The organism is Mycetohabitans sp. B2 (assembly GCF_021733735.1).
GTDB lineage: Bacteria > Pseudomonadota > Gammaproteobacteria > Burkholderiales > Burkholderiaceae > Mycetohabitans > Mycetohabitans rhizoxinica.
The window spans coordinates 1-367 of record NZ_JAHKSP010000098.1 but is presented as its reverse complement, the minus strand read 5'-3'; the positions used below and the strand labels follow the sequence as shown (position 1 = coordinate 367).

1 protein-coding gene and 1 pseudogene are annotated in these 367 nt (G+C 58.6%); both read right to left on the bottom strand.

Annotation, left to right across the window (positions count from 1 at the left end; genetic code table 11):
* A pseudogene (locus KPG66_RS16880) lies at positions 1-163 on the bottom strand (VapC toxin family PIN domain ribonuclease); the annotation flags it as partial.
* Positions 164-170: 7 nt separating this feature from the next.
* Positions 171-367 (bottom strand): type II toxin-antitoxin system prevent-host-death family antitoxin (locus tag KPG66_RS16875; RefSeq protein ID WP_237071603.1); only part of this gene is annotated, 197 nt, incomplete at its 5' end.

The window sequence follows — 367 nt, the reverse complement described above, 5'->3', positions numbered from 1 at the left end:
CGTCTTGCTCGCGCGTGATTTCGATGCCTGCTTGGATTTCACCGAGTGTCACGGCGGACAGGTAAAGCTCGTGGTCGGCAACGCTTTCGAGCCATGACACGACTGCCCCATGCGGGCGAAGTTTGCGAAGCTCAGAAACAATATTCGTATCCAGAAGAAACACGGTGGTTTTATAGAGCAAGAGTGGTGCGACGCTGCGCCCGTCCACGTTGTGGCAAGTCAAGGTCACCACGATTGAAATCGGACAACAGCAAGGCTTTCAGCGAGGGGCGTGCGGCGGCGTTGAGCCGTTTCCACTCCGTGATGGGCACCAGCACGGCTGTTTCTGCGCCGCGACGGGTCACCAGCTGTGGCCCCTCACTGACAC